The following is a 713-nucleotide window of genomic DNA, read 5'->3' as shown; positions in this document are numbered from 1 at the left end:
ACCAGGGCGCAGTCGTCGGCGTTGCCGCGACGCGCGTGTCGTCGGTGTCCAACATGAAGCGGCGCATGTCGGCGCGGCCGTTGTTGACGACCATGTCGCCGACCATGCAGTTCAGATGCACCGGCTTGTCGCCGAATACCTTGGCGAAGATGGCGTTGGCGATATTCAGGCCGGCCGCTTCCAGGATGAACTTGCTGACCGCGCCCTCGCTGACTACCGCGCCGACCTCACCGTTCGCGGTGCCCAGCATGGCCGCGATGGAGTTGCCGTGGCCGGTCAGCGCGGCGTCGCCGTTGATCTCGCCGAAGCTGGCTTGCATCGACTTCAGCTTCGGAAACAGCTCACGCACCTTGACCTGGCGCGCGGCCAGCTTGATCTGCGCGGCGATCGGCTGATGCCGGCCGTCCAGCGAAATATTGGTGGTCACCTTGCCGCCGGCCAGCCCGAAGTTGAGCGGCGCCAGGTTCAGCACGCGGTCTTGCATGCGAATGACGGTATCGACGTCCTGCAGTGCGGCGAAGTTGCTGATGATTTTCTTGCCCTTGAAGGCGATGTCGGTGTCGAGCGCGGCCCACCGTTCGGCGCGGAACTGCTTGTCCGGCAGCAGCTTGTCGCGACGCTGACTTCGCGCATTTCCTGACGCGGTACCGGCGCCCACGGAAGGACCGAGATCGGCCAGCCGCAGTTGCTGCGAGGTGATCGTGCCGCGCAAC

Annotated in this window: 1 protein-coding gene; it reads right to left on the bottom strand. The window is 65.2% G+C overall.

Annotated elements, in window-relative coordinates:
• Positions 1 to 713: AsmA family protein (locus HLUSI_RS0125455; RefSeq protein WP_016836615.1), on the bottom strand; the 713-nt coding region annotated here is incomplete at both ends.

This window comes from Herbaspirillum lusitanum P6-12 (genome assembly GCF_000256565.1).
GTDB classification, from domain to species: domain Bacteria; phylum Pseudomonadota; class Gammaproteobacteria; order Burkholderiales; family Burkholderiaceae_D; genus Herbaspirillum; species Herbaspirillum lusitanum.
The sequence above is the reverse complement of the archived record's forward strand: the minus strand, read 5'-3'. Positions and strand labels throughout refer to the sequence as shown.